Below are 25,649 nucleotides of genomic sequence, written 5' to 3'. Positions count from 1 at the left end.
TTCAGCCCGCCGCCTCCAGCAGCAGCTCCGCCTCGCGCAGTTCACGTGCCATGCTCCGGTCCCGGAAGGCCTGCGCCGCGGACTCCAGCAGATCCCGCGACCGGGAACGCTCCCCGGTCCGCCCCAGCAGCCGGGCGAGGTCCAGCCGGACCAGCGCCGCACCCGCATGGTCCATGATCTGCTCCCGCACCTCCAGGGACCGGTCGAGGAAATCCCGGGCCTGGCCGACCCGGCCCATCGCCGCGAGGGCCTGGCCGAGATCCCGCAGCAGATGCCCCTCGCCGATCACGTCGCCGCTCTTCCGGCACAGCTCCAGCACCTCGGTGAGGGTCCGCACCGCCTGCTCGTGCTCCCCCTGGCTCAGCATCAGCTGGCCCACCCGCCGCAGCGTCCGGGCGAGACCGCCCGTGTAGCCGACGGAACGGTAGATGGCCAGCGCCTCGTCCAGCTGGCCCTGCGCGGTCATCGTCCCGCCCCGCCGCATGAAGACGTGCGCGCTCTGGGTCAGCACGATCGCCCGCCCCACCACGTCGCCCGCCAGGTCGAAGTCCTTCAGCGCCCGGTCGTACAGCGTCAGCGCCCGCTCGTCGTTGCCGCGCATCCGCTCCAGCAGCGCCAGGTCCCGCCGGCACAGGCCCAGCCCGCCCGGCTCGTCGAGCTCCAGGAACAGGCCGAGCGCGGACTCCAGCGAGGCCCTCGAATCCTCGTACTGGCTGCGGCTGAGGTACAGCGAGCCCAGCGAGCTGAGCAGCGCCGCCGTCCCCCGCTTGTTCCCGGCCAGGCGTACGGCGTCCAGCGCCAGCCGGTGCGTGCGCTCCCAGTGGTCGTGGTAGCCGCGCACCTCGAAGAGCGTGACCAGGGTGGTGGCCAGGTCCCAGCACAGCTCGTCCATCCGCTCGGCCGCCGCGTGCTCCACGACCTGGCAGAGGTTGGCCTGCTCGCTGTCCAGCCACTCCAGCGGGTCCACCAGCAGCTCGTCCACGACCGGCTCCGGCGGCCGCCAGCGCGGCGCCGCGCCGTGCAGCACGGTGTAGTCCCCGCCGTAGATCCGCCGGTGCGCGGTCTCCGCCAGCGCCAGCCAGCCGCCGAACATCCGCTCCAGCGCCTGCCGTTGTACCGCCGGCTCGTCGTGGGCGGCCAGCTGCTCGCGCGCGAACACCCGGATGATCTCGTGGAAGCGGTAGCGGAACCCGCCGGTGCTCTCCACCCCCACCACGTCCAGCATCTGCACGTCGACCAGCGGCTCCAGCAGGTCCGAGGGGAACGGCCGGTCGTCGTCCAGCAGCGCCCCCGCCAGCCAGCCCGGCAGCGTCGGCCCCTGCGCCAGGCTCAGCAGCCGCAGCAGCCTGCGGTCTGCCGGCCCGAGCCCGTCGTGCGTCAGGGACAGGCTGGCCCGCATCGTCATCTCGCCGTGCGTCAGCTCGTCCAGCCGGTGCCGCTCGTTGGCGAGCCGGTGCACCATCGACGCCAGGGACCAGTGCGGACGCGCCGCCAGCCGGGCGGCCACGATGCGCAGCGCCAGCGGCAGCCCGCCGACCGTACGGATCAGCGCCTCGGCGGCGACCCCCTCGCGCTCCACCCGGTCCGCGCCGATCACCCGGACCAGCAGCTCCAGCGCCCGCCGGGTGTCCAGCACGTCCAGCTCCACCCGGTGCGCCCCGGGCAGCCCGGTCAGCCGCACCCGGCTGGTCACCAGCACCGCGCAGGAGCTGGTGCCCGGCAGCAGCGGCCGCACCTGGGACTCGGCGGCCGCGTCGTCGAGCACCACCAGCACCCGCCGGGAGGCCAGCAGCGTCCGGTACATCTCGGCCCGCTCGTCCAGCGTCTCCGGGATCACCGGGCCGGGGATGCCGAGCGCGCGCAGGAAGCGGCCCAGCACCTCCGCCGGGGTGGCGGGCGTGCCGGTGCCGCGCAGGTCGCAGTACAGCTGCCCGTCGGGGAAGTGCGTGTCGCTCAGCCGGTGCGCGACGTGCGTGGCCAGCGTGGACTTGCCGGTGCCGGGCTTGCCGACGATCACGGCCACCCCGACGGCGCGCCGCGATCCGTCGCCCAGCAGCGCCTGCTCGATGGTGCGGATCTGCTCCTCGTCGCCGACGAAGTCGCCGGTGTCGGCCGGGAGCTGCCGCGGCACCTCGGCCGGCCGGGGCGCCGCCGCCGCGGGCTCCGGCTCGCCGCCGTCCGCCGCCGCGCCGGGACCGGCCGGTCCGGTGACGGCGGGTACGGGCGCCCCGGCCGCCGGCACCTCGGGCGCCGGGCTCCCGGCGCCGGGCGCGGGGGAGCCCGTACCGGGCTGGGCCGGCGGTCCGCCGCGGCGCAGCGCGGAGTCGCCGGAGAGGATCGCCGACTCCAGGGCCCGCAGCTCCTCGCCGGGCTCCAGCCCCAGCTCCTCCACCAGCAGTTCGCGGCCCACCCGGTAGGCCTCCAGGGCCTCGGCCTGCCGCCCCGAGCGGTAGAGGGCCAGCATCAGCTGGCCGCGCAGCCGCTCGCGCAGGGGGTGTTCGTGGACCAGCAGCTGGAGTTCGCCGACCAGTTCGTGGTGCCGGCCCAGGTCCAGCTCCAGCCGGATCCGGGCCTCCAGGGCGGTCAGCCGTTCCTCGTCGAGCTGGAGCGCCTTGCTGCGCAGGGTGTCGCTGGTGAGTCCGCCCAGGCAGGAGCCGAGCCACAACTCTCCCGCGACGCGCAGGCGTTCCGCGGCGTGGGCGGCCCGGCCCTCCTTCTCCATGAGCCGGGCCTCGGCCACGGCGCGCGCGAACACGGCGGCGTCGACGCTGTCGTCGGCGGCGCGGAGCACGTAACCGGGCGGCCGGGTGGTGATGGCCGCGTCGATGCCGGCGCTTGTGAAGAGTTTGCGAAGCCGGGACACACAGATCTGGACCTGGGTGCGGGCGGTGTCCGGCGGGTCGTCGTCCCAGATGAGGTCGACCAGGTAGTCGGTGCTGACGACGCGGTTGGCCTCCAGCAGCAGCGCGGCCAGGATCGTCTCCTGCCGCCCCGGAGGGACGCGTACGGGCCCGGTCGAGCCGCTGACCTGTAACGGACCGAGGATCCGGAACACCGGGGGTTCCGGGACAGGGCGCACCCCGCCGGCAGGTTCGGTCATGCGTCTCCCAGCTCGGGGCACGGCGGAGTGGCGGTCGAGGACGGCTCGAAAAGCAGTCTTACGGAACAGGTGTGCGCTTGTCCATGGTGTGGATATTCCGTGGTGGTGATAGGACGGCGATAGTCCGCAGTTGTGCCTCCGGCGCAGAGTGTCCAGGGCTGGAGGAGAGGACACGAAATGAACAGTCAGCAGACCGGGCAGCGTTCGCCGAGCCGCCTCGTCACCGCCGCGGGCGTCGACCACGTACGGCTTTCCTACCACTACCTGGACAGCGGGGACCTGGACGGTTACGGGTCGCTGCTGCACGAGCAGGTGGAGCTGGACCGCCCCGACGCGCCGTCCGGACACGGGCGCGCCGAGGTGGTCCGGCTGCACCGCGACGGGCTCGTGCCGGCCGCGCGCCACCTCATCCACCGGATCGTCGCCGAGGGCGACCGCGTGGTGGCCATGGGGAGCACCGGACGGTCCGAGTTCGTCGACGTGTTCACGCTGTCCGCGGAGGGCATGCTCCGCGGCTGTCGCCGCTACTACTTCGCGCCGCCCGCGGCCTGACCCGTCCAGCCGGCCGGAACGCGGCCGAGGCGGACGCGCTGCGGGTGGTCGCCCACCGGGACCGAGACGGTCTTCCGGCCGGTCGCGAAGTCGATGGCGGTGACCCGGTCGGCGCCGCTCTCGGAGATCACGCAGGCCTTGCCGTCGCCGCTCACCGTCGCCCAGTACGGCTTCGACGCCGGCACCAGCGGCCCCTCCTGGAGGGTGGCCCGGTCGAGGACGGTGGCGTAGTCGTCCATCGTCCCGGCCACGCACAGCTTCTCGCCCGCCGGGTCCACGGACATCCCGTGGTGGCGGGAGTCGTTCACCCAGGTGGTGCGGTCCTCGCTGGTGGCGGGGTTCTTCGGCAGGGTCTTGGAGCGGGTGATCCGGTCGGCGGCCACGTCGTACTCCAGCAGGCCGTTGAAGAAGGACACCTGGAAGTACAGCTTCGAGCCGTCGGGGGTGAACGCCACCGGGCGGACCGCGTCGGACAGGTCCGAGCGGCCGAAGGCGTCCAGCCGGGACCGCATGTCGATCACCCGGACCGTGGCGAAGGTCCGGGCGTCCACCACGGTGATCTTCCGGTCGCCCTTCGTCCAGTCCAGCCAGGGCGCGTCGAGTGCGCTGGTGACGTCGCCGATGGACATGTTCCACAGGTACCGGCCGCCGTCGGTGAAGACGTTCTCGTGGGGCTTGTCGCCGGTGGCGAAGGAGCCGACCTGCCGGCCGGTGGTGATGTCCAGGACGTGCACCGTGTTCGCCGTCGACGCCGACACCGCGACCCGGGTGCCGTCGGGCGACACCGCCATGTGGTCGGCCCGGTAACCGGAGACCGCGAAGCGCCAGTTGACCCTGCCGGTGGCCAGGTCCAGGGACACCACGTCCGCGAAGCTGGGCCGGGACACGACGAGCGCGGTGCCGTCGGGGGTGGCGTACATGTCGTCCACGAACTGGTCGTGGCCCTCGCCGGCGGTGTTGCGGACGCCGAGGAAGTACGCGAGCTTCACCGGGTTGAGGTAGATCTCCCGGAGCCGCTCCTCCTTGTCGGGTATGACGTTGACCCGGCCGATCCTGGCCAGGTCGCCGGAGGACGCCAGCACGTCGGCGGTGCCCTCCCAGTTGTTCCCGACGAACAGCACCTCGCGCAGGCCGGAGCCGGCTCCGGCGGCTTCCGCCGGGTACGCGGGGGAGGGCGCGGCGAGGGTCAGCGCGGCCACCAGGGCCGCGGTCGCCAGCCCGGCTCGGCGGCCTGAACGGACGTACGGGGAGCGGGAGTTGTGGTGCGTACGGCTACTCACGAGCGACTCCTGACGCGGCGGGTGGCGGATGACCTGGCGGTAAGGTACTGACCCGTCAGTAGTCTTGCCAGACACCTCACGCGATCGTTCCCGGCCCGCTCCACCGGGTACGTTGACCGCGTCCCCCTCCGGCAGTGACCCCTCGCGGCCGCCCCGCGGGCGGGAACGTCCGGAACCCGGCGTCTTCCACCCGTGTCGGTGTTGGGCTGATCGGGTGAAACACGAGAGGATGGGCGGATGCACATGAATGGCGGGGCCGAGGTGGTCCGGTGAGCAGGTACGACGTCACCGACGAACAGTGGGAGGGGCTCGCCCAGGTCGTCCCCCTGCGCAGCCGCAACGAATGGCCGTCGCGGGTCGACCACCGCACCATCCCCGGCGACCACGCCGCGCGGCAGCGGCGGTTCGTCGTCCTGCGCGTGCAGGTCTTCGCCGACGCCCGCGAGGTGGCCGAGTACCTGATCGCGCAGATCCCCGTGCTCCTCGACCTCACGGGAGCCGACACCGAGGTCGCCAAGCGCATCCTCGACTTCAGCAGCGGCGTGGTCTTCGGCCTCGGCAGCGGCATGCACCGGGTCGACCGGAACGTCTTCCTCCTCGCCCCCGTGGGCACCGAGGTCGAGGGCATCGCCGCCGCCATCCCCCAAACGTAGGAAGGCCCCACGACGGAACGGTTCGCCCCGGGACGGGGTGCGTAGCGTCCGGCGCATGCACGCCACCCCCGCACACGCCACTCCCGCGCACTCCCGCCCCGCGGTCGCCGAACTCCGCCTCTCCGCCTACCGCTCCCACCGCGGCGCGGCCTACCCCCTCGGCCCCGTCACCCTCTTCGCCGGCCCCAGCGGCAGCGGCAAGTCCACCGCCCTGGAGGCCCACGCCCGCCTGGCGCACCTCGCCTCGGGCCGGTCCGTCGCCGAGGTCTTCCCCGACCCCGTCTCCTGCGTGCCCGAAGGCGCCGCCCCCGACGCCCAGGGCCGCCGCGGCTTCCGCATCGGCTGCACCGTCGACGGCCCGGCCGGCCCCGCCCGCCTCGACCTCGCCGTCCAGGCGGAACCCGAACTCCGCATCGTCGGCGAACGCCTCACCGCCGACGGCCGGATCCTCCTCACCACCGCCTTACGCGACCCCGGCCGCCGCACCGTCCAGGCCGCCTGGCTCACCGGCGGCACCGCCGGCGTCACCCGCGCAACCCCTCCCCGACGACCGGCTCGGCACCGCCCTGCTGCCCCTGCGCGTGGCCGGCAGCACCGAAGGCCAGCGCCGCGTCCTCGCCGCCGCGGAACAGGTCGTCGTCGCCCTCCGCTCCGTCTTCGCCTGCGACCCCCGCCCCGACCGCATGCGCGCCCCCGTCACCGCCGCCGGCGGCCGCCTCCACGGCGACTGCGCCAACCTCGCCGACGTCCTGCACCGCACCCGCGGCGAATGCGCCACCCGGCACGCCGCACTCGTCCGCGCCGCCCGCACCGGATGCGCCGGCCCCGTCGCCGACCTCGCCGCCCGCGCCCTCTCCGACGGCCGCACCGTCGCCGAACTCCACCGCGGTCCCGGCGCCGCCACCCCCCTCGGCCGCCTCGGCCAGGGCGAACTCCGCTTCCTCGGCCTCGCACTCGTGCTGCTCACCGGCCCCGGCGTGCTCGCCATGGACCCCGCCGCCGAACTCCTCCCCGCCCAGCAGGCCCTCACCGTCCTCGCCGACGGCCTGGACCGCTCCCTCGACACCCGCCAGACCGCCGAACTCCTCCGCCTGGCCCTCCTCTCCTGCGCCCGCGGCCACCTCCGGCTGACCGGCACCGTGGGCGACGGCGCGGCCGGGGCCGCCCGCCGGGTCCCCGGCGTGTCGGTGGTAGACCTGACCCCGTGACAGACGCAGCCGACCGGCCCGCCCCGCCGTCCCTCGACGAGCTGAGCCGCCGCCTCAAGGAGTTCGCCCGGTCCCGCGACTGGGAGCCCTACCACACGCCCAAGAACCTGGCCGTGGCGCTCAGTGTCGAGGCCTCCGAACTCGTCGAGATCTTCCAGTGGCTGACGCCCGAGCAGTCCGCCCGCGTCATGGAGGACCCGGACCGCGCCCACCGCGTCGCCGACGAGGTCGCCGACGTCCTCGCCTACCTCCTGCAGTTCTGCGAGGTGCTCGGCGTCGACCCGCTGGCCGCCCTCGACGCCAAGATCGACCGGAACGAGACCCGCTTCCCCAAACCCGGGCAGAACCGCCCCGAGCACACCTGACACGCCCCCGCGACACCCCATCGTCACTCTTCGGAGTGATGGACTTGTCCGCAACCGCGAGAGTGTCCACAGATTTCCGAATACCCCTGGCTTTACGGGTCCATTGCCCTCACGCTGGGTAGTGGCTAGACAGCAAGATGTCGTACGGACGGGGGACGGCATATGGATGCGGTACGGCTCATCGCGGCCGGCCGTCACGCTCTGGCAAGGAGCCGGACGGCGGGGGACACCATGGCGGAGGCACTGCAGGCGCAGGCACTCGCCCAGGAGATAGGAAGCTGGCTCGCGGTCAACGGACCGCCCGAACTCAGAACGGAGGCCCGGGGCCTCGGCGACGCGGGACGCAAGGGCCGCGCGACGATCGAACGCCGCGCCCCCGGACCGGAACCCGGAGGCGACACCGGCCCGCTCCGGGCCGACCAGCTCTCCGGCATGGAAGACCTCCGGCAGGTCTTCCTCGGACTCATAGCCCTGCTCGACGACACGGTCAGGGCCCTCACCACGGTCGCCTGCGCACCGGAGAACGACCACCTGTACTGGCACATCGTCGAGACCATCGACACGCTCGACCACTCCTGCGACCGGGTCCGCGTGCTGCTGCGCCGCCACGCAGCCCGGCGCGGCAGCGCCTCGCCCACGGCGGGCCGGGGCCGCTGAGCGCGGCGGGCGGTGCAGCAGCCGGGGCCGGACGGTGACGGGTGCGGCCGGACGGGCGGTCTCCGCCCGGAAGTCCCGTCGCCGAACCGGCCGCCGCGCGGCCGATGAGTTTTCGTGGCCCGGGGAGTCCACCCCCTGTCACCGACACTCAGGAGGCACCCGTGACCCAGCTGCTCCGCGTCCAGAACTTCTCCGTCTCCAGCGACGGGATCGCCGCCGGCGAGGACCAGACCCTCGACCGGCCCTTCGGCCACGTCGACCCCGGCGCCCTCTTCGCCTGGGCCGGCGCCACGGCCAGCTGGCCGATGCGCACCACCCCGGACGGCAGCCGCGGCCTGGACGACTACTTCATCCGGGACTTCGGGCACAACATCGGCGCCGAGATCATGGGCCGCAACAAGTTCGGCCCCCAGCGCGGCCCGTGGCGCGACCACGACTGGCAGGGCTGGTGGGGGGACGAGCCGCCGTTCCACACCCCGGTGTTCGTGATGACCCACCACACCCGGCCCTCGTTCACCCTCTCCGACACCACGTTCCACTTCGTCGACGCCGACCCGGCCACCGTCCTCGCACAGGCACGGGAGGCCGCGCAGGGCAAGGACGTCCGCCTCGGCGGCGGGGCGACCACCATCCGGGAGTTCCTCGACGCCGGCCTCGTCGACACCCTCCACGTGGCGGTCTCGCCGGTGAAGCTCGGGACCGGGGTCCGGATCTGGGAGTCCCCCGAGGAACTGCTCGACCGCTTCCACCACGAGGCCGTCCCCAGCCCGAGCGGCGTCGTGCACCACCTGTTCTGGCGCAAGTGACCCGGACCGCCCGCACCCGGACCCGCCGCACCCGGACCCGCCGCACCCGGCACGGCCGGTGCCGGGTCCGGGCGGTCCGGGCCCGGGCCGTCTCAGAAGGGACGCGGTGCCGGACGGTCGGCGTGGGGCGCGCGGTCCACCGGGACGGCGTCCGTCCGGGGGCGCTCCGCGGACGTCTGGAGGTCCGCGTCGAGCTGCGAGAGGTCGGCGTTCAGAGCGGCCATCAGCTCCTCCATCTGCTGGAGCAGGCCCTTCGGGGCCCCGCCCTGCGCCGGCACGGTCTGCTCCTGCCCGGCCTGTCCGGTGTGCTCGGGCACGTGATCCTGGGACATGGCGGCCTCCTCGGCCCGGGCCCCTCCCCACGGGGAAGGGGGCGGTGGACGCACCGGGCGAACGCCCCGGCGCGCGGGCCGGGCGGTCCGGCTCCGACCCGGCCAACGATCTCCCCGACCCCCGGTCACTGGCGAGGACGGGCACGAATTCCCAGGTTGACGCAGATTCACCCGGCCGGGGTGACCGGGCGGCAGGATGGGCCCATGGATCTCCGCATCTTCACCGAGCCCCAGCAGGGCGCCGACTACGACACCCTCCTCCGCGTCGCCCGCGCCACCGAGGACCTGGGCTTCGACGCCTTCTTCCGCTCCGACCACTACCTGCGCATGGGCCCCGAACTGCCCCTCCCCGAGGGCGCCGAACCGCCCGGCATGCCCGGCCCCACCGACGCCTGGATCACCCTCGCCGGACTCGCCCGCGAGACCCGCCGCATCCGCCTCGGCACCCTGATGACCGCCGGCACCTTCCGCCTCCCCGGCGTCCTCGCCATCCAGGTCGCCCAGGTCGACCAGATGTCCGGCGGCCGCGTCGAATTCGGCCTGGGCGCCGGCTGGTTCGCCCGCGAACACCAGGCCTACGGCATCCCCTTCCCCGAAGAGCGGTTCGCCCGCCTCGAAGAGCAGCTCGCCATCGTCACCGGCCTCTGGGACACCAAGCCCGGCGACACCTTCACCTTCGAGGGCACCCACTACCGCCTCACCGACTCCCCGGCCCTGCCCAAGCCCGCGCAGCGCAAGGTGCCCGTCCTCATCGGCGGCCACGGAGCCGTCCGCACCCCCCGCCTCGCCGCCCGCTACGCCGACGAGTTCAACATCCCCTTCGCCTCCCTCGCCGACACCGAGCGCCAGTTCGGCCGGGTCCGCGCCGCCGCCGAGGCGGCCGGCCGCGCCCCCGGCGACCTCGTCTACTCCAACGCCCTCGTCGTGTGCGTGGGCGCCGACGACGCCGAAGTCGCCCGCCGCGCCGCCGCCATCGGGCGCGACGTCGACGAACTCAAGGCCAACGGCCTGGCCGGAACCCCCGCCGAGGTGGTCGAGAAGATCGGCGCCTACCAGGCCGCCGGCTCCCAGCGGATCTACCTCCAGGTCCTCGACCTGCACGACCTGGACCACCTGGAGCTGATCTCCGCCCGCGTCATGCCCCAGCTCGGCTGATGGCCCGCGCCACCACGCCCCTCGCCGCGGAACTGGCCCGCCGGCCGGTCCTCCTCGACGGGGGTCTCAGCAACCAGCTCGCCGACCAGGGCTGCGACCTCTCCGGCGAACTGTGGTCCGCCCGCGTCCTCGACGAGGCACCCGACCAGATCGAAGCCGCCCACACCGCCTACGTCCGGGCCGGCGCGGAAGTCCTCATCACCGCCTCCTACCAGGTCTCCCACGAGGGCTTCGGCCGCCACGGCCACACCCCCGCCCAGGTCGACCGCCTGCTCCGGCGCAGCGTGGAGCTGGCCGACCGGGCCGCCCGCACGGCACCGCCCGGACACCCGGTGTGGGTGGCGGCCTCCGTCGGCCCGTACGGGGCGGTCCTCGCCGACGGCTCCGAGTACCGCGGCCGGTACGGACTCACCGTGGCCGAGCTCGCCGCCTTCCACCGCCCCCGCGTGACCGCCCTGCTGGCCGCCCGGCCGGACGTACTGGCCCTGGAGACCGTGCCCGACACGGACGAGGCCGAGGCGCTGCTCCGCGTCCTCGCCGGCTCCGGCACGCCCGCCTGGCTCTCGTACACCGTCCATGGGGACCGCACCCGCGCCGGCCAGCCCCTCGCCGAGGCCTTCGCCCTGGCCGCCGAGGCACCCGAGGTCATCGCCGTGGGCGTCAACTGCTGCGACCCCCAGGACGTGGAGGGCGCCGTACGGCTGGCCGCCGCCTGCGGGAAACCCGTCGTCGCCTACCCCAACGACGGATCCGTCTGGGACGCCGCCACCCGGCACTGGCACGCCCCCGAGACCCCGGCACCCTGGCCGGTGGCCGCCTGGCGGGCCGCCGGCGCCCGCCTGATCGGCGGCTGCTGCCGCGTCGGACCCCCCGCCGTCGCCGGCCTCGCGACCGCCCTGACGCCCTGACCCGCGCCCGGGGCCCGCCCGAAAATCCCTGGTGGCGGGCCTCGGCGCGCGCCCATACTCGGACGCGTGTTCCTGACGATCAGTACCACCGGTACCCCCGAGCGCCCCGCGACCGACCTCGGCTTCCTGCTGCACAAGCATCCCGACAAGGCGCAGGCGTTCTCGACGTCGCACGGCACGGCCCACGTCCTCTACCCCGAGGCCACGGCCGAGCGGTGCACCGCCGCGCTGCTGCTCGAAGTGGACCCGGTGGCGCTGGTGCGCCGCGGCCGCGGCAAGGGCCGCGGCGGCGCCCCCGACTCCGCCCTCGCCCAGTACGTCAACGACCGCCCCTACGCGGCCTCCTCCCTGCTCGCCGTGGCCCTCGCCACCGTGTTCTCCAGCGCCCTCAAGGGCCAGTGCCGCAACCGGCCGGAGCTGCCCGGGCAGGCCAGGCCGCTGCGCGTGGAGATCCCCGCCCTGCCCGCCCGCGGCGGCCCCGACCTGGTCCGCCGGCTCTTCGGACCCCTCGGCTGGCACACCGTGACCGCCGACCCCGTCCCCCTGGACGGGCGCTTCCCCGAGTGGGGCGACTCCCGCTACGTACGCCTGGTCCTGGAGGGCGAGCCGACCCTCGCCGACGCCCTCCGCCAGCTGTACGTGCTGCTGCCGGTGCTCGACGACGCCAAGCACTACTGGGTCGCCCCGGACGAGGTCGACAAGCTGCTGCGGGCCGGCGACGGATGGCTCGCCGGCCACCCCGAGCACCGGCTCATCACCAGCCGCTACCTCGCCCGGCGCGGCGGGCTGACCCGGCAGGCCATGGAGCGCCTGGAGCTGGCCCGCCTCGCCGAGGCCGACGACACCGCCGCCGAGGAGCTGGACAACGCCGTCGACGAGGCCGTGGACACCGAGGAGCGGCCCGTGCCGCTCGCCGCCCGGCGCCGCGAGGCCCTGCTCGCGGCCCTGCGCGCGGCCGGCGCCCAGCGCGTCCTCGACCTCGGCTGCGGCCAGGGCCAGCTCGTCCAGGAACTGCTCAAGGACCCCGCGTTCACCACCGTCACCGGCGTCGACGTGTCGATGCGCGCGCTCACCACCGCCGCCCGCCGCCTGCGCCTCGACCGCATGGGCGAGCGGCAGAGCGCCCGCGTCCAGCTGCTCCAGGGCTCCCTGGCGTACACCGACAAGCGGCTCACCGGCTACGACGCGGCCGTCCTCAGCGAGGTCATCGAGCACGTCGACCCGCCCCGGCTGCCCGCCCTGGAGTACGCCGTCTTCGGCGCGGCCCGCCCCCGCACCGTGCTCGTGACCACGCCGAACGTCGAGTACAACGTCCGCTGGGAGTCGCTCCCCGCCGGGCACGTCCGGCACCGCGACCACCGCTTCGAGTGGACCCGCGAGGAGTTCCGCGGCTGGGCCGGCGAGGTCGCGGCCCGGCACGGCTACGAGGTCGCCCACCTGCCCGTCGGCCCCGACGACCCGGAGGTCGGCCCGCCCACCCAGATGGCGGTCTTCACCCGCACCGACACCGACCCCACCGCGCACGGCACGCACCGCGAGCACACCACCCGGGCCACCGACACCGCCGAGAAGGAGGAGAAGGCCGCATGAGCACCGAGCACACCACCGACGCCGCCGAGCGCACCGCCCGCACCCTGCCCGTCCCCGACCTGTCCCTCGTCGTCCTCGTCGGCGCCACCGGATCCGGCAAGTCCACGTTCGCGAGCCGCCACTTCAAGCCCACCGAGGTGCTGTCCTCCGACTTCTGCCGCGGCCTGGTCGCCGACGACGAGAACGACCAGAGCGCCAGCCGCGAGGCCTTCGACGTCCTCCACTACATCGCCGCCAAGCGCCTCGCCGCCGGCCGGCTCACCGTCGTCGACGCCACCAACGTCCAGACCGAGGCCCGCCGGCAGCTCGTCGCGCTCGCCCGCGAACACGACGTCCTGCCCGTCGCCATCGTCCTGGACCTGCCCGAGCAGGTCTGCGCCGCCCGCAACGCCGTCCGCCCCGACCGGGCCGGCATGTCCCCCCACGTCGTCACCCGCCACCGCCGCGAACTGCGCCGCTCCCTGCGCGGCCTGGAACGCGAGGGCTTCCGCAAGGTCCACGTGCTGCGCACCGTCGAGGAGGTCGACGCCGCCCGGGTCGTCCGCGAGCGCCGCTTCAACGACCTGACCCACCTCACCGGCCCCTTCGACATCGTCGGCGACGTCCACGGCTGCTCCGGCGAGCTGGAGACCCTGCTCGCCAAACTCGGCTACCGGGACGGCGTCCACCCCGACGGCCGCACCGCCGTCTTCGTCGGCGACCTCGTCGACCGCGGCCCCGACAGCCCCGGCGTCCTGCGCCGCGTCATGAGCATGGTCAAGTCGGGCAACGCCCTGTGCGTGCCCGGCAACCACGAGAACAAGCTCGGCCGCCACCTCAAGGGCCGCACCGTCCAGCGCACCCACGGACTCGCCGAGACCATCGAGCAGCTGGAGCGCGAGGACGAGTCCTTCGTCGCCGAGGTCCGCGAGTTCATCGACGGACTCGTCAGCCACTACGTCCTCGACGGCGGCCGCCTCGTGGTCTGCCACGCCGGCCTGCCCGAGAAGTACCACGGCCGCACCTCCGGCCGCGTCCGCTCCCACGCCCTCTACGGCGACACCACCGGCGAGACCGACGAGTTCGGCCTGCCCGTCCGCTACCCGTGGGCCGAGGAGTACCGCGGCAAGGCCGCCGTCGTGTACGGACACACCCCGGTCCCGAACACCTCCTGGCTCAACAACACCATCTGCCTCGACACCGGCGCCGTCTTCGGCGGCCGGATGACCGCGCTGCGCTGGCCCGAGCGCGAACTGGTCGACGTACCCGCCGAGAAGGTCTGGTACGAGCCGGCCAAGCCGCTCGCGACCGAGGCGCCCGGCGGCCGCGAGGGCCGCCCGCTGGACCTGGCCGACGTACACGGACGCCGCGTCGTCGAGACCCGCCACCTCGGCAACGTCACGGTGCGCGAGGAGAACGCGGCCGCCGCCCTGGAGGTGATGAGCCGCTTCGCCGTCGACCCCCGGCTGGTCCCGTACCTGCCGCCGACCATGGCGCCCACCGCCACCTCCCGCGAGGGGGCCCGCGGCGGAGCCGCCGACGGCGCCTACCTGGAGCACCCGGCCGAGGCCTTCGCCCAGTACCGGGCCGACGGCGTCACCCGCGTGGTCTGCGAGGAGAAGCACATGGGCTCCCGCGCCGTGGCCCTGGTCTGCCGCGACGCCGACACCGCCCGCGAGCGCTTCGGCGTCACCGGCGTCACCGGCTCCCTGTACACCCGCACCGGACGCCCCTTCTTCGACGACCCGCAGGTCACCGAGACGGTCCTCGACCGGCTGCGCACCGCGGTCTCCGGAGCCGGCCTCTGGGACGAACTGGACACCCCGTGGCTGCTGCTGGACGGCGAGCTGCTGCCCTGGTCGCTGAAGGCCACCGGCCTGCTCCGCGACCAGTACGCCGCCGTCGGCGCCGCCGCCGCGGCCGTCTTCCCGGACGCGCTCGCCGCCCTGGACGCCGCCGCGGCCCGCGGCGTCGACACCGGCGCCCTGACGGCCAGGCAGCGGGAACGGGCCGCCGACGCGGCCGCCTTCACCGACGCCTACCGCCGCTACTGCTGGCCCACCGACGGCCTGGACGGGGTGCGCTTCGCCCCCTTCCAGCTGCTCGCGGCCGAGGGCCGGTCCCTCGCGGACGTGCCGCACGACCGCCAGCTCGGCTGGCTGGACCGGCTCGTGCAGCACGACGCCACCGGGCTGCTGCGCACCACCGGCCGGCTGGTGGTCGACACCGGCGACGAGGACTCCGTCCGCGCGGGCACCGACTGGTGGCTGGAGCTGACCGAGGCCGGCGGGGAGGGCATGGTCGTGAAGCCGCTGGACGCGTGCGTCCGCGACGGCAAGGGCCGGCTGGTGCAGCCCGGCATCAAGGTCCGAGGCCGCGAGTACCTGCGGATCGTCTACGGCCCCGAGTACACCCGCCCGGACAACCTGGAGCGGCTGCGCGAGCGGTTCCTCGGCCACAAGCGGTCCCTGGCGCTGCGCGAGTACGCCCTCGGCCTGGAGGCCCTGGACCGGCTGGCCGGCGGCGAGCCGCTGTGGCGGGTCCACGAGGCCGTGTTCGCCGTGCTGGCCCTGGAGTCGGAGCCCGTCGACCCCCGCCTGTGACGCACCGGGCCCGCCCGCCGGCACCCTGCGGAAACCTCCCGCCGTTACGGCAAACGGGGGAATTTCGCGGGGAATCGGCGGGCGGGCTCGTTCTTCCAGGGAAGCGGAGTGTCCGCGATCCCGGAAAGAACGGAACGCATGATGAACAAGACCGCGCGCGGAAGCCTTGCGGCGCTCATGACGTGTATGGCGACGGCGGCCGCGGTGTCCCCGGCGCTGGCGGCCGAGCACGTCCCGGTCGACGTGCCGCTGGAGGCGCTGGAGGTGCCGCTCGGCATGCAGACCCCGCACCTGGCGACCGGTCTGCCTGTGCCCGTCCCCGGCGTCCCCGAGGGCCCGGTCCACCACACGGGCGAGCTGCTGCCCAACCCGGTGCTGCCCGCGGTCCCGCTGACCGGCGAACTGGCCCCCACCCTCGCCTCCACCCCGGTGCCCGACCTGCTGGGCACCGGCAGGAACGGCGAGGCCAAGCTGTCCGCCCCGGCCTCCGACATGGTCGCCAAGACCCCGGGCGCGGTCGTGGGCGCGCCCGTGCTGCTGCCCGACGGCGACCACTTCGGCCTGCCGGCCCTGACCAAGCCGCAGCTGGGCATCCTCACCCCGGCGCTCCAGGGCGACCCGGGCGCGCTGCTGGGCTTGAGCTGACACCCGCTCGAAAAGCCGCCCGGTCTGCGACCGTGTAGGCATGGGATTCCATGTCGACTCCGAGACCGGGCGGCTCCGCCGCGTCATCCTCCACCGGCCGGACCTGGAGCTGAAGCGGCTCACCCCGAGCAACAAGGACGCGCTCCTCTTCGACGACGTGTTGTGGGTGCGCCGGGCCCGCCAGGAGCACGACGGGTTCGCCGACGTGCTGCGCGACCGGGGCGTCGAGGTCCACCTCTTCGGCGATCTGCTGCGGGAGTCGCTGGAGATCCCGGAGGCGCGCCGGCTGGTGCTGGACCGGGTCTTCGACGAGAAGGAGTTCGGGCCGCTGGCCACGGGCCACCTCAGGGCCGCCTTCGACGAGCTGCCGGCGGCGGAGCTGGTCGAGGCGCTGGTCGGCGGGATGACGAAGCGCGAGTACCTGGAGCGGCACGGCGAGCCCACCTCGGTCCGCTTCCACGCGCTGGAGCTGGACGGCTTCCTCCTCCAGCCGCTGCCGAACCACCTCTTCACGCGCGACACCTCCGCCTGGATCTACGACGGGGTCTCCATCAACGCGATGCGCTGGCCGGCCCGGCAGCGCGAGACCGTCCACTTCGAGGCCATCTACCGCCACCACCCCCTCTTCACCGCCTCCGGCGCCTTCCACTACTGGTCCCAGGGCCAGGCCGACTACCCGTCCACCATCGAGGGCGGCGACGTGCTGGTCATCGGCAACGGCGCGGTGCTGATCGGGATGAGCGAGCGGACCACCCCGCAGGCCGTGGAGATGCTGGCGCGGGGCCTGTTCGCGGCCGGGTCCGCCCGTACGATCGTGGCCCTCGACATGCCGAAGCGGCGGGCGCTCATGCATCTGGACACGGTGATGACGATGGTCGACGGGGACACCTTCACCCAGTACGCGGGGCTCGGCATGCTCCGCTCGTACACGATCCGCCCCGGCGAGGCCGAGAGCGAGCTGCGGGTGACCGACCACCCGCCGGAGCACATGCACCGGGCCATCGCGGAGGCGCTGGGGCTGGACGCGATCCGGGTGCTGACGGCCACGCAGGACGTGCACTCGGCGGAGCGCGAGCAGTGGGACGACGGCTGCAACGTCCTGGCCGTCGAGCCGGGCGTGGTCGTGGCGTACGAGCGGAACGTCACCACCAACACCCACCTGCGCAAGCAGGGCATCGAGGTGATCGAGATCCCGGGCAGCGAGCTGGGCCGGGGCCGGGGCGGCCCGCGGTGCATGAGCTGCCCGGTGGAGCGGGATCCGGTGGGGTAGGCCGGGGACGGCGGACGGTGCGCGATGCACGGTGGCGGGCCCCGGCTGTGGCCCGCGTCACCGCGCACAGACCGTATAGAGATACGGAGGCTCGTATAGACTTCCAATCCTTGTCGTCCCCGTCCCCGTGCGTGACCTAGGAGTGCCCCCATGGCGACCGACCTCGTTGGCCGGAGCTTCCTCAAGGAGCTCGACTTCACCGCCGCCGAGTTCCGCGGCCTGGTCTCCCTGGCCGCCGACCTGAAGGCCGCCAAGCGCGCCGGCGCCGAGATCCAGCACCTCCGGGGCCGCAACATCGCCCTGATCTTCGAGAAGACCTCCACCCGGACCCGCTGCGCCTTCGAGGTCGCCGCCGCCGACCAGGGCGCCCACACCACCTACCTCGACCCCTCCGCCTCCCAGATGGGCCACAAGGAGTCCGTCCGCGACACCGCCCGCGTCCTCGGCCGCATGTTCGACGCCATCCAGTACCGCGGCGACAGCCAGGACGCCGTCGAGGAACTCGCCGCCTTCGCCGGCGTACCCGTCTACAACGGCCTCACCGACGACTGGCACCCCACCCAGATGCTCGCCGACGTGCTCACCATGACCGAGCACTGCGCCAAGCCCCTGGAGGCCACGAGCTTCGCCTACCTGGGCGACGCCCGCTTCAACATGGGCAACTCCTACCTCGTCACCGGCGCCCTCCTCGGCATGGACGTACGCATCGTCGCCCCCCGCGCCTACTGGCCCGCCGAGCAGGTCGTCGCCCGGGCCCGGGCCGCCGCCGAGACCAGCGGCGCCCGCATCACCCTCACCGAGGACGTCACCGAGGGCGTCGCCGGCGCCGACTTCGTCGCCACCGACGTCTGGGTCTCCATGGGCGAGCCGAAGGAGGTCTGGGACGAGCGCATCAAGGCCCTGGCCCCCTACGCCGTCACCATGGACGTGCTGCGCGCCGCCGGCAACCCGGACGTCAGGTTCCTCCACTGCCTGCCGGCCTTCCACGACCTGGGCACCAAGGTCGGCCGCGAGATCTACGAGCGGCACGGCCTGGAGTCGCTGGAGGTCACCGACGAGGTCTTCGAGTCGGCCCACTCCGTCGTCTTCGACGAGGCCGAGAACCGGCTCCACACCATCAAGGCGATCCTCGTCGCCACCCTCGCCGGCACCGACGCATAGTCATACGCCCGCCGGGCGGCCCAGGTCGCAGCCGCCGCGCCGCGGCCGGGGCCGCGCGGACAGCGTGAACCACACCGCCTTCCCGCGCGGCGTCGGCCGGTGGCCGCAGGACGCGCTCAGCGTGCGGAGCAGCAGCAGACCCCGCCCGTGCTCCTGCAGCGGGTCCGGGTGCTCGCCCGGCACGGCCGGCGTCAGCGCACCCGGCGGCCGCGGATCGCCGTCGTGCACCTCGATCCGGCACCCCTCCGGCAGCAGCTCCACCACCAGCTCCACCGCGGCACCCGCCCCGGTGTCCGCCCCGGCACCCGCGCCCGCGTGCTCCACCGCGTTCGCCACCAGCTCCGCGGTCAGCAGCTCCGCCGTGTCGGGGTCCACCGGCGCACCGGGACCGGCCAGCGCCGAGCGGACCACGGCACGGGCGAGGGGGACGGCCGCCGCGGTGCGGGGGAGGGCGGTCCGCCAGACGGGGGGAGCGGTGGTCGCGGACACGGCAGGACGTCCTTTCGGGCGGAAGGGGAACGTGCCTTCCACGCTACGGAGCCGGCGCCCCGCCCCCCAGGGCACCCCGATCCCCGTACCGAGGACGTGCGCCACCTCCGCCCCGGGACCTCCGTACCGGACCTTCGCCTGTCGCGTTCTCCTGACGACAGTCACAAGACGGTGATACCGTCGTGGGTGTGAGCCCCTTCACCGGTTCCGCAGCCGCAACGGAGCGATGGCGCCACCTCCGGGTGACCCGGCAGGACGGCGTCGTCACCGTCACCCTCGACCGCCCCGAGAAGCTCAACGCGCTCACCTTCGGCGCCTACGCCGACCTGCGCGACCTGCTCTCGGAACTCTCCCGCGAACGCGCCTGCCGCGCCCTCGTCCTCGGCGGCGAGGGACGCGGCTTCTGCTCCGGCGGCGACGTCGACGAGATCATCGGCGCCACCCTCGCCATGGACACCGCCCAGCTCCTCGACTTCAACCGGATGACCGGACAGGTCGTCCGCGCCCTCCGCGAATGCCCCTTCCCGGTCATCGCCGCCCTCCACGGCGTCGCCGCCGGCGCCGGAGCCGTCCTCGCCCTCGCCGCCGACTTCCGCATCGCCGACCCCACCGCCCGCTTCGCCTTCCTCTTCACCCGCGTCGGCCTCTCCGGCGGCGACATGGGCGCCGCCTACCTGCTGCCCCGCGTCGTCGGCCTCGGCCACGCCACCCGCCTGCTGATGCTCGGCGAACCCGTACGCGCCGAGGAAGCCGAACGCATCGGCCTCCTCAGCGAACTCACCGACGAGGGCAAGGCCGGCATCCGCGCCGCCGAACTCGCCGCCCACCTCGCCGCCGGACCCGCCCTCGCCTACGCCCAGACCAAGGCCCTGCTCACCGCCGAACTCGACATGCCGCTCGCCGCCTCCGTCGAACTCGACGCCAACACCCAGGCCCTGCTGATGAACGGCCGGGACTACGCCGAGTTCCACGCCTCCTTCACCGGCAAACGGCCCCCCGCCTGGCAGGGGAGGTGACCATGCGGATCGCGGTCATCGGCGGCGGCCCCGGCGGCCTCTACGCCGCCGCCCTCCTCAAACGCCTCGGCCCGGACCGCGAGATCACCGTCTGGGAACGCAACGCCCCCCAGGACACCTTCGGCTTCGGCGTCGTCCTCTCCGACGAGACCCTCGGCGGCATCGAACACGCCGACCCCGAGGTGTACGCCGCCCTCCAGGCCGAATTCGTCCGCTGGGACGACATCGACGTCGTCCACCGCGGCCGCGTCCTCACCTCCGGCGGCCACGGCTTCGCCGCCCTCGGCCGCCGCCGCCTCCTGGAGATCCTCCACGCACGCTGCGCCGCACTCGGCGTACGCCTCCGCTCCCGCGAAGAGGCCCCGCCCGCCGCCGCACTCGCCGCCGGCCACGACCTCGTCATCGCCGCCGACGGGGTCCACAGCGCCACCCGCACCGCCCACGCCGACGTCTTCCGCCCCACCCTCACCACCCACCGCTGCCGCTACATCTGGCTCGCCGCCGACTTCGCCTTCGACGCCTTCCGCTTCGAGACCGCCGAAACCGAACACGGCGTCATGCAGCTCCACGGCTACCCCTTCTCCGCCAACGCCTCCACCGTCATCGTCGAAATGCGCGAAGAAGTCTGGCGCGCCGCAGGACTCGACCTCTGCGACGAGAACGAATCCGCCCAGCGCTGCGCCAAGACCTTCAGCGAAGCCCTCCGCGGCCGGCCCCTGCGCGGCAACAACTCCACCTGGACCGCCTTCCGCACCGTCGTCAACGACCACTGGTCACACGGCAACATCACCCTGCTCGGCGACGCCGCCCACACCGCGCACTTCTCCATCGGCTCCGGCACCAAACTCGCCGTCGAGGACGCCCTCGCCCTGGCCGCCTGCACCGAGGAACACGACACCCTCCCCGCCGCCCTCGCCGCCTACGAAGCAGAACGCCGCCCCGTCGTCGAATCCACCCAGCGCGCCGCCCACGCCAGCCTCCGCTGGTTCGAGGACCTCGCCGTCTACCTCGACCAGCCGCCCCGCCAGTTCGCCTTCAACCTCCTCACCCGCAGCCGCCGCGTCACCCACGACAACCTGCGCCTGCGCGACCCCCGCTTCACCACCACCGTCGAACGCGACTTCGGCTGCCCCGACGGCACCCCGCCGATGTTCACCCCGCTCACCCTCCGCGGCCTCACCCTCCGAAACCGCGTCGTCGTCTCCCCGATGGACACCTACCGAGCCCCCGACGGCCTCCCCGGCGACTTCCACCTCGTCCACCTCGGATCCCGCGCCCTCGGCGGCGCCGGACTCGTCATGACCGAAATGGTGTGCGTCAGCCCCGAAGGCCGCATCACCCCCGGCTGCTCCGGCCTCTACACCGACGAACAGGCCCGCGCCTGGACCCGCATCGTCGACTTCGCCCACACCCAGGCCCCCGGCACCGCCCTCGGCATCCAGCTCGGCCACTCCGGCCGCAAGGGCTCCACCCGCCTCATGTGGGAAGGCATCGACCAGCCCCTCCCCACCGGCAACTGGCCCGTCGCCGCCGCCTCACCCCTGCCCTGGCAGCCCGGCACCAGCCAGACCCCGCACGCCCTCACCCCGGCCGAACTGGACACCGTACGCGACCAGTTCGTCCAGGCCGCCCGCCGCGCCGCCGACTGCGGCTTCGACCTCCTCGAACTCCACTGCGCCCACGGCTACCTCCTCTCCGGCTTCCTCTCGCCCCTCACCAACCAGCGCACCGACCACTACGGCGGAACCCTCGCCAACCGGCTGCGCTACCCCCTCGAAGTCTTCGACGCCGTCCGGGACGCCTGGCCCGCCGACCGGCCCGTGACCGTCCGCATCTCCGCCACCGACTGGGCCCCCGGCGGCACCACCACCGACGACGCCGTCGCCATCGCCCGCGCCTTCGCCGACCACGGCGCCGATGCCATCGACGTCTCCACCGGCCAGGTCGTCCCCCACGAGAAGCCCGAGTACGGCCGCTCCTACCAGACCCCCTACGCCGACCGCATCCGCAACGAACTCGGCGTCCCCGTCATCGCCGTCGGGGCCATCTCCTCCTGGGACGACGTCAACTCCCTCCTCCTGGCCGGCCGCGCCGACCTGTGCGCCCTCGCCCGCCCCCACCTCTACGACCCCCACTGGACCCTCCACGCCGCCGCCGAGCAGGGCTACACCGGCCCCGCCGCCCCCTGGCCCGACCCCTACCGCGCCGGCAGCCGCACACCCCCCACGGGCCGCACCGACACCCCCCGCCCCCGCCTCACCCTCCCCTGACCCGCGCCGGCCCCCTGTTCGCGGCAGCCGATATCCGCGGCAGGACTCCGACCCGCTGCGGGACCCCGACCCGCGACGTGACCCCGACCCGCACGGGTCCCGTCCCGCGGCCGGCCTTGACCTTCGCCGCCCCCGCCCGGGCCCCGCACGGAACGGCTCAGCCGACGCGCACCTGGACGCGGTCCTCCACCGGGCGGTAGCCGATGCGCCGGTAGACGCCGTTGCTCGTCGGGTTCGACAGATCCGTGAAGAGCAGCACCTCCGCCGCCCCCGCAGCACCCGCGGCCCGGCTCACCGCCGCCGTCACCCCGGCCGCGTACCCACGACCCCGCCACTCCGGCGGCGTGTACACCGGCGCCACCCGCGCCGTCCCGCACACCACCGGCCCGCGCCCCGCCAGCGACACCGGCCGGCCCCCGTCCTCCCACAGCGTGAACCCGCCGTACGCGAGGCGCTCCTCCAGCAGCTCCGCACGCGCCCAGCCCGGGTCCGACAGCTCCTCACCGAACGCGGCCAGCCACTCCCGCAGCAGCGGAGCGTCCGCCGGCCCCGCCGTACGGGCCCGCCCCGACGGCACCGGATCCGGCTCCACCAGCCCCGCCAGCCGGTACAGCCGCAGCTCCTCCACCACCTCCGCACCCCGCCCCCACGCCCCGGCCAGCGCCGACGCGTCCCCACGCGCCGCGTTGAACTCCGCCACCCCCGCCAGCAGCGGCTCCGACACCAGCGCCGCCGCCAGCGCCCCCACCGCCTCCGCCGGCAGCCCCGCCACGTTCAGCGGGTACGGCGGCGTCCACAGCACCGCCCCCGCCACCTCGCCGTCCGCACCGGCCCACCAGCCGAACACCGGCGCCCGCTCCCCGTACCGGTCCAGCCCGGACCGCCGCAGGGCGTCCCCGACTGTCAGGATCAGCGTGTTCTCCACCGGGCGGGCCGCGACGAACGCCCCCGCGGCCCTCAGATAGGCCGCCAGATCATGCGTAAAGGTCCACGTCATGCCGCATCATGGCGCGCCCGGCCGACGCCGCGCAGCGCGATTTCCGCCGCCACGCCCGCCCCGGGACACCCCGCGTCCGCCCCCCGTACGCTGCCGGAGGCTCACAGCCGTACGTACGCCGCGCCCCGGTCCCGCAGCCGGGCGTGCAGCTCCGCGAACACCGCCGCCGACCGGTCGCCCGGCCAGTCCGCCGGCAACAGCGACGACGGCAGGCCCGGATCCGCGTACGGCAGCCGCCGCCACGAGTCCAGAGCCAGCAGGTAGTCGCGGTACGCCGGCTCAGGCTCCGGCTCCGGGCCCGTCTGCCAGCCCCGCAGCACCGGCTCGTGCAGGTCGAGGAATTCCTCGTGCTGCTTGGCGATGGCCGTCAGGTCCCACCACCGGCCCACCGCCTCCACCGTCGGCGCGAAGCCCAGGTGCTCCCCCCGGAACAGCTCCACGTACGGCCGCAGCTGCAGCCGGTCCAGCGTGTGGCGCGTCTCGTCGTACAGCCGGGCCGGCGCGATCCACACCCCCGGCGCCGCCGTACCGAAACCCAGCCGCGCCAGCCGCGAGCGCAGCAGGTGCCGCTTGTGCCGCTCCTGCTCCGGCACCGAGAACACCGCCAGCACCCAGCCCGTGTCACCGTCCACCGGCCGGCTGCCGTAGATCCGCCGGTCACCGTCCTCCAGCAGCTGCCGCGCCTCGTCCGACAGCAGGTACCCCGCCGAACCGTCCGGGGCGCGCCCCGGCAGCAGGAACCCGCGCCGCTTCAGCCGCGACACCGAGGACCGGACGGACGGCGCGTCGACCCCGGCCGCGCCCAGCAGCCGGATCAGCGAGGACACGGGAACGGCACCCTCCGCCGTCCGCCCGTAGGCGCCGTAGAAGGTGACGATCAGGGATCGGGGGGTGTGCAGCTCGGCCACCACATCACTCTAGATCGCGCAGCCGGAACCGCTGCAGTTTCCCGGTCGCCGTGCGCGGCAGCGCGGCCGCGAAGACGAACTCCCGCGGGCACTTGTGCGGCGCCAGCTCCGCCTTCATGAAGACCTTCAGCTCCTCCTCGGTGACATGTGACCCGTCACGCAGCACCGTGTACGCCACCACGACCTGCCCCCGGCGCTCGTCCGGACGGCCCACCACCGCGGCCTCGATCACCTCCGGATGGCGCAGCAGCGCCTCCTCCACCTCCGGGCCCGCGATGTTGTACCCCGCCGAGATGATCATGTCGTCGGCGCGGGCCACGTACCGGAAGTACCCGTCCGCCTCCCGCACGTACGTGTCACCCGTGACGTTCCACCCGTCCCGCACGTACTCCCGCTGCCGCTCGTCCGACAGGTACCGGCAGCCCACCGGCCCCCGCACCGCCAGCAGCCCCGGCTCACCGTCCGCGACCGGCCGCCCCGCCCCGTCCACCACCCGCGCCTGCCAGCCCGGCACCGGCCGCCCCGTCGTCCCCGGCCGCACCTCCCCGTCCGCCGCCGAGATGAAGATGTGCAGCAGCTCCGTCGCACCGATCCCGTTGATGATCCGCAGACCGGTCGCCGCGTGCCAGGCCTCCCACGTCGCCGCCGGCAGGTTCTCGCCCGCCGACACGCACCGCCGCAGCGCCCCCAGGTCGTACGCCCCCAGCTCCTCCAGCATCGCCCGGTACGCCGTCGGCGCCGTGAACAGCACCGACACCCGGTGCTCCGCCAGCGCCGGCAGCAACTGCCGCGGACCGGCCTGCTCCAGCAGCAGCGCCGAAGCCCCCACCCGCAGCGGGAACACCACCAGCCCGCCGAGACCGAACGTGAACCCCAGCGGCGGACTCCCCGCGAACACGTCGTCGGGACCCGGCCGCAACACCTCCCGCGAGAACGTGTCCGCCACCGCCAGCACGTCCCGGTGGAAGTGCATGCACCCCTTCGGCCGCCCCGTCGTCCCCGACGTGAACGCGATCAGCGCCACGTCGTCCGCCGCCGTGTCCACCGCCCCGAACCGGCCCGGCCGCCCCTCCGCCAGCCGCAGCAGATCGTCCGGGCCCTCCCCGCCGTACGCGGTGATCCGCAGCCCCGGCACCTCCGCCTTCACCAGGTCGTCCAGCGCCCCCACGTGACACAGCGCATGCGTCACCCGTGCCATGTCACACACCGTGGCCAGCTCCTGGGCCCGCTGCTGCGCCAGCACCGTGACCGCCACCGCCCCCGCCTTCACCACCGCCAGCCAGCACGCCGCCAGCCACGGCCCCGTCGGCCCCCGCAGCAGCACCCGGTTCCCCGGCACCACCCCCAGGTCCGCCGTCAGCACGTGCGCGATCCGGTCCACCCGCTCCCGCAGCAGCCCGTACGACCACACACCCCCGTCCGCCGTACGGAACGCCGGACGCTCACCCCCCAGCCGCTCCACCGTCCCGTCCAGCAGCTCCGCCGCACAGTTCAGCCGGTCCGGATACGCCAGCTCCGGCAGGTCGAACACCAGATCGGGCCACTGGTCGGGAGGCGGCAGATGATCACGCGAGAACGTGTCGACATGAGCGGACGGCGTGAGTTCCAAGGCGGGTTCGCCCCCTTGCGACGGGCCGGAAAAGGGGTGGTGCCGGTGCCGTACGAACGCCCAACGAGCGTATCGTGACGGTGACGACAGTCAACT

General features: G+C 74.1%; 21 protein-coding genes and 1 pseudogene. 15 read left to right on the top strand and 7 right to left on the bottom strand.

The window, feature by feature from the left end; genetic code table 11:
• Window position 1 precedes the first annotated feature (1 nt).
• Complete coding sequence (locus ACIQUR_RS18340; protein ID WP_403665209.1) at window positions 2–3,100, bottom strand: AfsR/SARP family transcriptional regulator; 3,099 nt, start codon at window positions 3,098–3,100, stop codon at window positions 2–4.
• A gap of 177 nt (window positions 3,101–3,277) precedes the next feature.
• Here ACIQUR_RS18340 and ACIQUR_RS18335 point away from each other — a divergent pair, with 177 nt between their 5' ends.
• Window positions 3,278–3,652, top strand: coding sequence for a nuclear transport factor 2 family protein (locus ACIQUR_RS18335; RefSeq protein ID WP_403665207.1), 375 nt, complete (start codon window positions 3,278–3,280; stop codon window positions 3,650–3,652).
• On the opposite strand, the gene ACIQUR_RS18330 is transcribed toward ACIQUR_RS18335, so the two are convergent.
• Window positions 3,628–4,869 carry a YncE family protein gene (locus tag ACIQUR_RS18330; RefSeq protein WP_403665556.1) on the bottom strand — a complete coding sequence of 414 codons (1,242 nt, stop codon included), beginning with the start codon at window positions 4,867–4,869 and terminating at the stop codon, window positions 3,628–3,630. The genes ACIQUR_RS18335 and ACIQUR_RS18330 overlap by 25 nt on opposite strands.
• A gap of 332 nt (window positions 4,870–5,201) precedes the next feature.
• Here ACIQUR_RS18330 and ACIQUR_RS18325 point away from each other — a divergent pair, with 332 nt between their 5' ends.
• The 5 genes and pseudogenes from ACIQUR_RS18325 (at window position 5,202) to ACIQUR_RS18305 (ending at window position 8,621) form a co-directional block, all read left to right on the top strand.
• Window positions 5,202–5,585: a cell division protein SepF gene (locus ACIQUR_RS18325; RefSeq protein ID WP_403665205.1), complete on the top strand. Its 384-nt coding sequence runs from the start codon at window positions 5,202–5,204 to the stop codon at window positions 5,583–5,585.
• A 55-nt stretch (window positions 5,586–5,640) separates the two neighbouring features.
• Window positions 5,641–6,793 (top strand): annotated as a pseudogene (locus ACIQUR_RS18320) (AAA family ATPase).
• A complete protein-coding gene (locus ACIQUR_RS18315) occupies window positions 6,790–7,158 on the top strand; it encodes a nucleotide pyrophosphohydrolase (RefSeq protein ID WP_403665203.1) in 369 nt (122 codons plus the stop codon). Before ACIQUR_RS18320 ends, ACIQUR_RS18315 begins: the two are co-directional and overlap by 4 nt.
• Window positions 7,159–7,320: 162 nt before the next feature.
• Complete coding sequence (locus ACIQUR_RS18310; protein ID WP_403665201.1) at window positions 7,321–7,815, top strand: DUF6099 family protein; 495 nt, start codon at window positions 7,321–7,323, stop codon at window positions 7,813–7,815.
• 161 nt (window positions 7,816–7,976) lie between these two features.
• A complete protein-coding gene (locus ACIQUR_RS18305; protein WP_403665199.1) occupies window positions 7,977–8,621 on the top strand; it encodes a dihydrofolate reductase family protein in 645 nt (214 codons plus the stop codon).
• Window positions 8,622–8,713: 92 nt separating this feature from the next.
• On the opposite strand, the gene ACIQUR_RS18300 is transcribed toward ACIQUR_RS18305, so the two are convergent.
• A complete protein-coding gene (locus ACIQUR_RS18300; protein WP_403665197.1) occupies window positions 8,714–8,953 on the bottom strand; it encodes a hypothetical protein in 240 nt (79 codons plus the stop codon).
• Window positions 8,954–9,157: 204 nt separating this feature from the next.
• Here ACIQUR_RS18300 and ACIQUR_RS18295 point away from each other — a divergent pair, with 204 nt between their 5' ends.
• The 7 genes from ACIQUR_RS18295 to argF all read left to right on the top strand — a co-directional run bounded on the left by ACIQUR_RS18295 (window position 9,158) and on the right by argF (window position 18,264).
• Window positions 9,158–10,108 (top strand): LLM class F420-dependent oxidoreductase, encoded by a 951-nt coding sequence (locus ACIQUR_RS18295; protein ID WP_403665195.1) that lies wholly within the window; start codon window positions 9,158–9,160, stop codon window positions 10,106–10,108.
• Window positions 10,108–11,016, top strand: coding sequence for a homocysteine S-methyltransferase (gene mmuM / locus ACIQUR_RS18290; protein ID WP_403665193.1), 909 nt, complete (start codon window positions 10,108–10,110; stop codon window positions 11,014–11,016). The genes ACIQUR_RS18295 and mmuM overlap by 1 nt, the downstream gene beginning before the upstream one ends.
• A gap of 66 nt (window positions 11,017–11,082) precedes the next feature.
• The gene (locus ACIQUR_RS18285; protein WP_403665191.1) at window positions 11,083–12,606 is read left to right on the top strand and encodes a 3' terminal RNA ribose 2'-O-methyltransferase Hen1; all 1,524 of its coding nucleotides are present in this window, start codon (window positions 11,083–11,085) and stop codon (window positions 12,604–12,606) included.
• Window positions 12,603–15,188: a polynucleotide kinase-phosphatase gene (locus ACIQUR_RS18280; protein WP_403665189.1), complete on the top strand. Its 2,586-nt coding sequence runs from the start codon at window positions 12,603–12,605 to the stop codon at window positions 15,186–15,188. Before ACIQUR_RS18285 ends, ACIQUR_RS18280 begins: the two co-directional genes overlap by 4 nt.
• 186 nt (window positions 15,189–15,374) lie before the next feature.
• On the top strand, window positions 15,375–15,833 hold the full coding sequence (locus ACIQUR_RS18275; protein ID WP_403665188.1) for a hypothetical protein: 459 nt from the start codon (window positions 15,375–15,377) through the stop codon (window positions 15,831–15,833).
• 40 nt (window positions 15,834–15,873) lie between these two features.
• Entirely contained in the window at window positions 15,874–17,103 is a 1,230-nt protein-coding gene (locus tag ACIQUR_RS18270) for an arginine deiminase (RefSeq protein WP_403665186.1), read from the top strand.
• Window positions 17,104–17,253: 150 nt separating this feature from the next.
• Window positions 17,254–18,264, top strand: coding sequence for an ornithine carbamoyltransferase (argF, locus tag ACIQUR_RS18265; RefSeq protein ID WP_403665184.1), 1,011 nt, complete (start codon window positions 17,254–17,256; stop codon window positions 18,262–18,264).
• Here the strand turns inward: argF and ACIQUR_RS18260 are convergent, their stop codons facing one another.
• Window positions 18,265–18,753, bottom strand: a complete 489-nt coding sequence (locus ACIQUR_RS18260; protein ID WP_403665182.1) for an ATP-binding protein — start codon at window positions 18,751–18,753, stop codon at window positions 18,265–18,267.
• A gap of 188 nt (window positions 18,754–18,941) precedes the next feature.
• On the opposite strand from ACIQUR_RS18260, the gene ACIQUR_RS18255 reads away from it, so the two are divergent.
• Together ACIQUR_RS18255 and ACIQUR_RS18250 are read left to right on the top strand one after the other, a co-directional pair.
• The gene (locus tag ACIQUR_RS18255) at window positions 18,942–19,769 is read left to right on the top strand and encodes an enoyl-CoA hydratase family protein (RefSeq protein ID WP_399952216.1); all 828 of its coding nucleotides are present in this window, start codon (window positions 18,942–18,944) and stop codon (window positions 19,767–19,769) included.
• A gap of 2 nt (window positions 19,770–19,771) precedes the next feature.
• The gene (locus ACIQUR_RS18250) at window positions 19,772–22,039 is read left to right on the top strand and encodes a bifunctional salicylyl-CoA 5-hydroxylase/oxidoreductase (RefSeq protein ID WP_403665179.1); all 2,268 of its coding nucleotides are present in this window, start codon (window positions 19,772–19,774) and stop codon (window positions 22,037–22,039) included.
• A 157-nt stretch (window positions 22,040–22,196) separates the two neighbouring features.
• Here the strand turns inward: ACIQUR_RS18250 and ACIQUR_RS18245 are convergent, their stop codons facing one another.
• The 3 genes from ACIQUR_RS18245 to ACIQUR_RS18235 all read right to left on the bottom strand — a co-directional run bounded on the left by ACIQUR_RS18245 (window position 22,197) and on the right by ACIQUR_RS18235 (window position 25,553).
• Window positions 22,197–23,036: a GNAT family N-acetyltransferase gene (locus ACIQUR_RS18245; RefSeq protein WP_403665177.1), complete on the bottom strand. Its 840-nt coding sequence runs from the start codon at window positions 23,034–23,036 to the stop codon at window positions 22,197–22,199.
• A 101-nt stretch (window positions 23,037–23,137) separates the two neighbouring features.
• A complete protein-coding gene (locus ACIQUR_RS18240) occupies window positions 23,138–23,944 on the bottom strand; it encodes a PaaX family transcriptional regulator C-terminal domain-containing protein (protein WP_403665175.1) in 807 nt (268 codons plus the stop codon).
• A 4-nt stretch (window positions 23,945–23,948) separates the two neighbouring features.
• Window positions 23,949–25,553, bottom strand: coding sequence for an AMP-binding protein (locus ACIQUR_RS18235; protein WP_403665173.1), 1,605 nt, complete (start codon window positions 25,551–25,553; stop codon window positions 23,949–23,951).
• Window positions 25,554–25,649: the final 96 nt, after the last annotated feature.

Origin of the sequence: Streptomyces sp. NPDC101132 (genome assembly GCF_044759225.1) — a bacterium.
Taxonomy (GTDB): domain Bacteria; phylum Actinomycetota; class Actinomycetes; order Streptomycetales; family Streptomycetaceae; genus Streptomyces.
The sequence above is the reverse complement of the archived record's forward strand: the minus strand, read 5'-3'. Positions and strand labels throughout refer to the sequence as shown.